Origin of the sequence: Capnocytophaga sp. CM59, assembly GCF_000293175.1 — a bacterium.
In the GTDB taxonomy this organism is placed as follows: Bacteria; Bacteroidota; Bacteroidia; order Flavobacteriales; family Flavobacteriaceae; genus Capnocytophaga; species Capnocytophaga granulosa.
Map to the genome: position 1 here is coordinate 18,392 of NZ_ALNN01000069.1, position 10,641 is coordinate 29,032.

Sequence of the window (10,641 nt, forward strand, 5' to 3'; positions counted from 1 at the left end):
GCGATAAAGGCATTAACCATTGACAATTGACAATTAACCATTAACAATTAACCATTAATATCATGCTAAAAGACGAACAAGTAGCAGAACATTTGGCGCCCCATAAGCGGGAGTCGCTTAAGAAAGAGGCTTTCGCTTCTTTCTCTGAGTCCTACCAGCAGTTAGGGATATATATTGCTGATATCTTCTATTATAGAGAAGAAACTAAATTTCGTGAAAAATTTACCTCCTTTGGCTTTGCTGATAAGTTATGGGAAACAGAAGAGGGCAAGCGCTTAGCCGATTTGCTTTTTGGAGAGGTACAAGCCCCATACGTACAACGTATTTGGGACGATGCCTATAAGTACCCCTACCCAAGCGATTGGTCTCGCCGACCTTTCCGCTCGCCCAACCATGAGGACTATAGGGAGACCCAACTGAAGGTACTTAAGTGGCTTTGCAGGCTCCGCAATATGGGAGTTGGCATGCTACCCATAGCTGAACAATTCCAATATGCCGTGTATAAGGGCGCCTCATCGGATATTTTTGCTCAGGTGATCTCCGAGAATCCTGATAAGTATTATTCATTGGTGGAAGAAATCTTCTTGGGCGAGGACGAGATTGGTAAAGTGTGTGCCTCCTTGGTAGAGGGTTGCCTTATGGTGGAAGATAAGCGCTATCATACTTTGGTGGAAAAGACCCTTTTGGCGGCGCAACTTCAGGAAGACCTCCGCCAGATGATCTTGGAGGCCTTGGACGAGACGACTATCCCTGTACTCCAGCACTTTATAGGAGTGATATTGGAGCATAACCTCAATCGCTTTAGCAGTGTAGTACGAGCCGTGGATACTTGGTTTGGCTTTGGCTGGGAAGCCCCCCAGCAGTCGGTGGTCAAGCGTACCTTGGAGCTGGCACAGACCTATTTGGGTGACCTTGATAAGGCACGCGAAGTAGCCGTTAGCAGTCAGGACAACTTAGAGCGCTATGTAGCCCTATGGGCGGTGGCCGTTTATAATGTAGAGGAAGCCTTGCACTTGGCCGTAACGGCACTGAACAATACCAAAACAAGCTACGAGGCTTGTGTGGTGATACTCTACTTTATGCGCCAAACCCAAAAGAAGACCGATGAAATCCTCTCCTTTGCCGAAAACTACTTTGGCATAGAACCCGCTTGGGATTACTGGATTTTGCAGAACCTACCACAGGGCAAGCTCACCCCAGCCTTGTTTGACAAGGTACATGCCTCGGCTAAGAAGCTCCCTAAGGACGGCAAAAGTTTCGAGGGTGTAGGTTTCCGTTGGCTTAACTTTGCTATAAAGCCTTTGGATCTCTACCAGACGATGCTCAAGGCAGCCAATGAGGAGCAACAACAGCTCTTGGCTGGGGAACTGGCAGAAATTCCTGTGGATGTCCGCCATGTCCTACTGACTGACCTCTACCCTGTGCTCTCCCGTGGGAGCGGTTATACCCATTATATTAATGATGAAGAGGATAAAACTCCTCCTGAGGACTATCCAGCCGACTCTTGGCAACGTGCCTTGGTGCGTACTGCTGTCAATGACAAAGGTGCTTATGTAGCCAGCAAGGCGATGGAGGTGCTCAAGAAAATACCTTTGGTGCATGAGGATATTCTCGCCCTTGAGCAGGTACTCTCCCGCAAGAACAAGGAACAACGCAAGGAGAGCGTGGCCTTGCTCGTCAAACAACCCGAAGCGGTGCTTAAGGATAGCACCTCTCGTATGATTGTCTCCAAGAATGCCGACCAGCGCTTGGCAGCCTTGGAAATCCTCACCGTATTGCAGGAGGAAGAGCGACTTGCTGACTATGTCACCGAGCAGGTGGAAGCCTATAAGGGGCGTAAGCTCTCCAAGAACGAGCAGGTACTCATGGACAAGCTCACCTACAACCCCGAAACAGCTACTGAGCTTAGGTATGACCTTACCAACGGCTTCGGAGTGCTCAACTTGGACAACTTGACCTCTTTTGACCTACCCAAACCCCTCTTTGACAAGCAGCGCAAGGAGAAAAAGGGCGGTTTCCTCTTTGATAAGCTCGTCAATGTAGAGAAGATAGGGGAGGGGCTTAGCGAACTCTTGGCCTTATGGCGTGCCAACAAGGATTACGAATACCAATACGAAGGCTATCAAGGAGCTACCGTGACGACCCTCTTGGGCAATGACATCAGCTGTCTGCACAAAAGAAAGGAGGAGGATACCCCTATGGATAGGCTGAATGACCTACCACTGGCCGACCTATGGAAAGGCTGGCACGAAAAATACCAGTTTACCGAGATAGAGTACTACTTTGCCAAGCGCTATTGTGATCATCTCTACTATGAAAACCCCAAACCAAAGGGCTTAGATGCGTTCTTAGCTAACTACTACCCTGATTTCAAGGTACATTTTGAAGGGCAAATTCATAGCTACCGAGGAGAAGCTCGTAAGGCAGAAGACTTATTAGGGTATTTGATGAAGGCTTATAGTGAAGACAAAGCCCTCTTGGCGAGCTTTAAGCTTTCCGTTTTTGAAGACGCTTTGGCGACTTTCCCCAAGGAAAAGCGCGGAGAGATCTACAAGCGCGGTTATTCTTCCTTGGATTGGGACGATGTAGTGACCGATTATGCCGCCGTAGTCTATTATGGGGACGATGGAGACTTCCCTTATTATACCGATGATCAGCTCTTTAGGCTTTGGCAAATCCTCTATTACCTATATATAGAAGGAAAGAAGGACTTAGATGCCCAGAAGAATACGATAAAGGATGTTCTTCCTTATGTACGCAACTTTGTACGCCGAGAAGAGCGCCTGCCTCGCATCAACGAAGGCTTGCTACAACTGACCCTTATGCTCTATAACAAGGGTAGACTTACTACCGATGATCTTATTTTCTTCTGCTTGCTCAATAATGAGCTCTTTGCTATGGCACAAGGAGCAGAAAATCACTTTAGCCGACGATTGCCTAAGTGGATCAAGGATACGCTTACTTTCCCTGAAACCCTCTTGGAGGAAGTCAAGACCCATATGCTCCAAGTAGAATTACAACGTGGTGACCTACCTACCGATGCCTCTATATATATCAATTCGCTCAGTGAGATAGAGGGTGCCCAATACTTCTTCGAAGCCTTGGAACGTATGGGCAAGGAACCTTTTGCTAAGGGCTATGGCAGTGGAGTGGGCAAGCGCTATACCTTTAGCCATATCTTGGAGGTAAGCCAGCCGAGTGCTACCGATACTTTTGCGGCCTTCAAGAAACACTTGGACGAGGTGAAGCTCAGCAAGCAGCGCCTGGTGGAAGCCGCCTGCTATGCCCCTCACTGGACAGAGTGGTTGGGTGACTACCTCAAAATCAAGAGTTTCCGTGAGGCTATTTGGTGGTTTATCGCCCATACAACCGACTATATGGATGCAGAGAAAGAAACGATTGTCTCCCAATACTCTACCGTACCGCGTGACGACTTCAGGCGTGGTGCTATAGATGTGGATTGGTACCAACGTGTACATAAGGCCGTAGGCAAAGAGGGCTGGAAGCTGATCCAAGAGTCGGCCAAGTACCTTTCTGACGGTATGGGCTATCGCCGTGTGAAGCTCTATTCTGCCGTGCTTACAGGAGAAATCAAACTCACCGAGACTATTAAGAAAATTACCGAAAAGCGCGATAAGGATTACGTGATGGCCTTAGGACTAGTGCCTATCAATAAGAAAAAAGTAGAAGAAGACTTAGTAAGCCGCTATAACCTCTTGCAGACCTTCCTCAAGGAGAGCAAGCAGTTCGGTCAGCAGCGTCAGGAGAGTGAGAAGAATGCCGTAGAGATAGGTCTGGATAACCTCTCCCGCAATGCAGGTTATGAGGATAGTATCCGCTTTAGCTGGGCAATGGAGGCCAAGGCGACCCAACAGATTATGGAGAAATCTACCCTTGTGCTGGACGATACCCAGCTCCAGTTGGTGGTAGATGAGGAGGGTAAGGCCGATATTATCGTTACCAAAGGCGACAAGACCCTCAAGTCTATCCCTGATAAATATAAGAAAAACAAGGAAGTAGAAGCGCTCAAGGACAACAAAACCTACCTTACCAAACAGTACAGCCGTACCCGCCTATCTTTGGAACAGGCCATGCTCTCTCAAACACTCTTTACAGCTGCTGAATTGGCTAAAATCTTGGAACACCCTGTGGTAAAGGCCATGCTTAGCAAGCTCGTGCTGTTTAATCCAGAGACTCAGGCTTCAGGCTTTTGGCAAGACGGCAAGCTCTTAAGTGCAGAGGGTACCCTTACCCCGCTCAAGGCAACCGATAAGCTGCTGATTGCACACCCAAGCCATTTGTTCTATGCGGTACAATGGGATTTGTACCAAAAGTATCTCTTTGACAAGGAAATCAAGCAACCCTTCAAGCAGGTATTCCGTGAATTGTATGTGCCTACCAAGGACGAACTGGAGACCAGCAACCGCAGTGAGCGCTACCAAGGTCACCAAGTACAACCTCAAAAGACAGTTGCCCTACTTCGTGGTCGTGGCTGGACAGTCAATTATGAGGAAGGACTTCAAAAAGTATATCACAAGGAAGGTTTCCGTGCGACGATCTATGCGGCAGCCGACTGGTATACCCCTTCGGATGTAGAGGCACCAACCCTCGAATACGTAGTCTTCTACAATCTTAAGGACGGCAAGGAAGTGCCAATGAAGGAGATTAACCCTGTGATTTTCAGTGAGGTAATGCGCGATGTGGATTTGGTAGTCAGCGTAGCCCATGTAGGAGGCGTAGATCCCGAAGCCTCTCACAGCACTATGCAGATGCGTGGTGCCTTGGCCAGAGAGAGTGCACGTCTCTTTAAGCTCACCAATGTGGAGGTCAAGGAGCGTTATATTCTTGTCAAGACCGAGCATGGGGATTACAGTTTGCACTTGGGTAGTGGTATGATTAGCAAGAGTGGCCTACAGATCAATGTAGTAGCCGTACAGAGCCAACACCGCGGCCGTGTGTTCCTCCCCTTTGTAGATGACGATCCGAAGACCGCTGAGATTATCAGTAAGATGAAACTGCTTTCCGAAGGGAAAATATATTGATAGTGACAAGTGACAAGTGACTAGTGACAAGTGACTAATGGTTAATTCCTATGTATAAGGTATTAGTCGTTAGTCACTTGTTATTTGTCATTAATACAGTTCATGCTTAAAAACACACCTCTCGTGATATTTTTAAAAAAACACTTTTTTTATTAAAAAATTTTTATACCTTTGCTTTTGAGAATAAGTAAGGGCTGTGATCTCTGCAAGAGAGCATAGCCTAATCCTTAATTATTTGTTTAATAATAAGTTATAAACAAAAGTTGATAACTTATGTGGATAACTAAGTTTTATAAGATAACCAAAAACATACCATCATGAGAAGGTTTTTGTATTTTTTAGTAGTATTGAGTACATGCTTTGTATCTACAAAGATGTGGGGGCAGGTATCAGATACTCCTGTTGCTCTTTCTTGGGATAATGGAGGAAAGACAATAAAGGGAGACTTTATGCAAATTGGGAACTTCCGTAAATATGCTTTTCAGGGAAACTATGCATTTGTTGATGCAGGGGCAGGTGTCGCTAATAAGCCAACTCAGAGTTGTAGTTCTGCAACTTTAAAAATACCTTCTGCTAGTTCTTGTTTGAGAGTAGTTTGGGCAGGTCTATATTGGGTTGCTCCTACCAATATGAATAACAGAAATGAGCCAAGGATAGAAAAGGTAAAATTTAAGCTACCTACTGAAAATTTCTTTCGTGATCTTACAGCAGATACTCATACTCATTCTAATTTTGGTAATTTTGAAGATGCCTATAAATGTTTTAAGAATGTTACTTCTCTTTTGCAAGGTATAGGCCCAGCTTTCAATAATGCAGAATATTTTGTAGGAGATATTTACTCTGATGAGTTTGATGCAGGTTGGGGAGCCTGGAGTTTAGTTGTAGTATATGAAGATGTGCAAGCCGCAACTTCCAAGCGTATATATGTATATGAAGGTAGTGAATGGAATTTCTTCAACTATGGGGGTATGCAAAATAAGGAAATTCCAATATCAAATTTTAAAACCCCGCCTTCAGGTCCAGTAAGGGCTCGCTTGAGTATTTTAACAGGTGCTGGTAATATAGGTCAAAAAGACTATTTAAAAATTAATGGACACCAACAAGGTCAGGGAGCTAATCCTAATAAGACAGACGACTTTATGGATGGGTCACTGACTCTTAATCACTCTGAAACAGCAATTCCACGAAATCCTGTATTTCCTATAGGTGCTGGAGCAGTGGACTTGGATATTTTTGATATAAATAATCCTAATAATCAAGTGATAGCCAATAATGCAACAAATTTAAAAATTAGGTTTGAGGCTGAAGATGCTTATATTACTTTCTTGGTTGTTTTCTCTGTAGATGCTATTGCTCCACATGTAGAAACTCATAAAGAGTTATTAGGCTTAGAGGCGGGTGTTTGGAAAGATTTTACAGGAAAAACGACGGCTTTTGGTGAAGCATTAAAGTATCGTCTTAAATTCCGTAATATAGGAAATGACAATGTGAGAGATGCGGTTTTGGAGGACTTGCTCCCATTGGGAATTACTTATGAGAATTTTGAAGCACTTCCTACGGGAGTTACCTTTGTTTCAGCTACACCTAACTATAACAATACAGGACGTACACTGGTGAAGTTCAATGTATCACCTACACTCCTACAATATTCTTCTTCGGCTCCTTTCTCTGCGCCCATTACGATTAATGTAAAGGTACAGCCCGATTGTGCGAACCTTATTGACTTCTGTTCCAATGAACTAAAGAACCAAGCCGAGATGGTATACCATGCAGTCTTGGATAATAAGGAATACCGTACAGGTTCTTTTGCTACTGCCGGAGGGGCTTGTGACCAAAATAATGAGAGTGCCACTACTTTCTTTGTCAAAGACGATACTTGTGCCGCTCAGGACTTGCCTTATTGTGGAAGTATGACCCTTAAGGGAGGGGCAGGTTTTGCCGCATGGAAATGGACAAAGGAAGGACAAACAGGGGTCATTGCCACCACTCAAGACTTACAAATCTCCTCACCTGGGGTGTATTGGGTAGAACGTACACCTCCTGCAGGTGGAAATCGCTGTAACAACCAGCTAAGAATAAAATATAATATACAAACCCGTACAGGAGAAGACAAACACCCTATGCGTGATGCTTCCTATGTAACCGAACGGAAGGTTTGTAACAATACAGGGATAGAATATCTCGGTATAGGAGTATGTGATGCCGCTCAACGATTGACCATTAACAATAGTTCGCTTACTGATGGACAAGTACTTTGGTATAAGTATAACCACCAAGTGGCAGTGGCCAGCTGTCCCCCAGAGGTAGGTAACCGAGGGTTAGCCAATGATACAAATTGGACTTTGGTACATATAGGAAAAATATTTGATCTTACACCTGCTATGGTAAATGCTAACGGTACAGAGTTCGCTGTTCTGCTCAACTTTGCCAACTGTCCGCTTACTTATCATTTCCGTGCTTACAAGGGAGAGGTAACCTATACGATAGCAAAAGAAAATATTATCTGTGGTACAGGAAAGATTAAGGTATCCAGTATTTCATCAGGTACTTATCAGTACAAGGTAGAAGGTCCTGGAAACTCATCTCAATATCAGGACATAGCAGCAGGGACAACAGCTTTTGATATTCCTGTAACTCAAGCAGGGCACTATAAGATATCCTTACGTCCTAAAGTGTCTCAGTTCCAAGACAATGTATGTGTATATACTAAAGAAATAGATGTAGAAGCCGTAACGGATGCCAATGTAGTTACCCTTACTCAAGTACAAGAAGTACAGTGTGTAAGCAATAATCCTGCTTCAGGTCAGATGCGTGTGGTAGTGAATCCTAATACTACCCTACCTGTGGATGTTACAGTGAAGAAAGGTACTGCTACTATAGTTTCTTACCGTATTAATAATACCTTGGAACTTAACTCTGATAATACCAGTGCAAGAACTGCCTTATATAACCTAGCGGCAGGTAATGACTATTCGGTAACAATAACTCCTACCTATAAGACAGGTTGTACTCCAACTGTTAGTAACTTTGCTATTACCCAAATACCAGAGCTAAAAATTAACAATGCTGCTGCCAAAACCATTACTTGTGGTACAGATAAGGAACTTACCATTACTGTACAAGGAGGAAAACTCAATGCAGTCAATGGGCAGTACTCCTTTACGGTAGATACATTTGCACTCAACGATGTAAGTGCCGTCTTTGAAGGCAAGGCAGGTAATCCAGAGGTATATACTTATACAGTTAAGATAAAAGATCCTTCTTGGACAGGGACTCCGACTTCTAAGACTTATAGAATAAGGGTATATGATCAGAATAACTGTAGCGCTTACAGAGATGTTACTTATAACTATCAAGAAAAACCTGAGTTTGATCTCGCAAAGGTAGTAGATGCTATCTGTGGTCCTTCCACGGGTTCACTTAAGGTTAATATCACCAATACAAATTTTCACCCTGCAGACTATACCATGAGGTATGTGCTGATCAAAAAGAATGCTAATGGTACTTGGCCTGATTGGACTGGGGCAATGAAGGATCAGTCAAGTCCTATCTTTACAGGTCTTGCTGCAGGAGACTACCGTGCCCGTATCTATTATAAGAAGGGTAACATAGAATGTTCCTACCCAGAGACAGGAGACAAACAGGAAACCATTAATAGTGGTAACGGCCCTATTCGTGCTTTTGCAGGAGTAATACAGTTGCCTTGTGAAACGCCAGCAAACTCTGCGGAGATACGTGTGGCCAATGTATCGGGAGGGGTCAATAATCAGTATGAGTATAAGTTGGATGCAGGTGGCTGGGTTTCTAATAATCATTTTACAGCAGTGACTCCTGGTACCCATATAGTAATGGTAAGGAATAAGGTTGCCGCTGGGGATCCTTATTGCGAATGGCAACAAACGGTACAGGTACCTTCTCCTATAGCTAAGCCAGTGCTCAATGGTACGATTAAGTATGATTGTGATGGTCGTGCGCGTATGGAGGTTACCACTGACAGAGCAGATTATAGCTATACCACCGCACATACTCCTACCGATGGAGCTAATGCGGCAGCCTTGCCAACGACTCCTGCTACAGCCTTTACCGCAGGTAGTGTGCCTAAAGTAGATTTCCCTAATATCACTACCACAGGAGTACAGACTGTAAGGGTGTTCTATAAGCAAACAGCAGCTCCTGAGCCTATAGTGCTTATCAAGGAAGACTTTGGTACAGGATCTCCTGTATGTGGATTGCCAGGAGTACCCTCCAACTGGGGCTGTGGTACGCCTGATAATCATCACTATATCAGTGGTTATAACAATGGCTATTTGGATTCTAATGGTTGCTGGACAACTCCTTATGACCATACCAACCCAAGCCCTACAAGCGATGGTCGTTTTGCCTTTTATAATATAGGAAATGTAGGAGGTATGGGTTCAGGAGGTATACTTTATGAAAAGCATGTAAAAGATATAGAACCAAATCAACCTATCAAGTATAAGCTCTACTTATTCAATGTGGTAGATATAGGTTGTAATATCATTCGTCCTAATGTAGAGATACGTTTGGTGGATTCTGGAGGTAATGTGATTACCTCTCAGTCCTCAGGAGAGATAGCTCCTAACAATAGGAGTCGTGTGGATTGGCATGAGTTCTCAGGACAGCTCAATCCTGGTACCAATACAGAGTTTTCTATCCAAATCCGTTCTATAGCCGTGGGATACAGTGGTAATGACCTTGCCATAGACGACATCTATGTATATCAAGAACCTAAGGCTTGCCCAAGCAGTTATATAGACATCACCTCTCAGGTAGAGGATACCGATAGTAAGAAATTCAAAATTACCGCTCATACGGCTACAGAGGAAACATGTAATGGTAGCAATGACGGTAAGCTAGAGTTTACCGTAGCTAACTATGGTACTAACTACAAGTGGCGTGTGGTAAGAAGAGGCACTACACATGTGGTTCAGCAAGGTACTCATAACAGAGATATCCACACAGTAACCAATTTGTCAGCTGCCTTGTATACCTTAGTTATTACAGATACACGTCAGACAAAATTCTCTGACAACCAGCCTTGTGAAGTATCTCAAGACTTTGAAATTAAGAGCAATCCACAGGTAGTGGTAACACCTAACAAGACGGAGGCTTACCTAAACTGTGGAGTGGATAGGGAACGTCTTGTAATATTTGGGCAGAACAATTCAACGCTTAATGGGCTCTTCAATATCACAGGAGGTAAGCAGCCTAATCCTTCTATCCTCAAGTATACCATTAAGGTAAAGAATTTGGGCAATAATAATGAAGAAGCAGTTACACCGGATAGTCAGGGAGTATACCGATACACTTTCTCAGCAGGTAAGTACAAGATCACTATAGTGGATGACAATGGCTGTAATGATGGTGTCAGCTATATCTTTGAGATGAAGGAACGCAATAAGCTTGCTTCTATAGATGTAGCTTATACAGCGAACTGTAACCCTGGTACAGGTATAGGAGATTTGGAAGTTTCTCATACATGGGTAACAACAGGCAATGGAGGCACGCTTCAGTACCAATATAAGAAGAAGACAGATGCTGCTTGGTCAGCAGACAGTCCAAGCAATGTAATCCCAGC

Annotated in this window: 2 protein-coding genes; both read left to right on the forward strand. The window is 44.1% G+C overall.

The window, feature by feature from the left end; all coding sequences use genetic code 11:
* Window positions 1-62 precede the first annotated feature (62 nt).
* Window positions 63-5,042, forward strand: a complete 4,980-nt coding sequence (locus HMPREF1154_RS12635) for a DUF4132 domain-containing protein (RefSeq protein ID WP_009643013.1) — start codon at window positions 63-65, stop codon at window positions 5,040-5,042.
* A 317-nt stretch (window positions 5,043-5,359) separates the two neighbouring features.
* Window positions 5,360-10,641, forward strand: a 5,282-nt coding sequence (locus HMPREF1154_RS12640) for a DUF11 domain-containing protein (RefSeq protein WP_157231291.1), incomplete at its 3' end; no start/stop codon positions are given.

What these genes read in the sequence shown, in the direction of transcription:
- HMPREF1154_RS12635 (WP_009643013.1), top strand. Translation starts at nt 63, where the DNA reads ATGCTAAAAGACGAACAAGTAGCAGAACATTTGGCGCCCCATAAGCGG.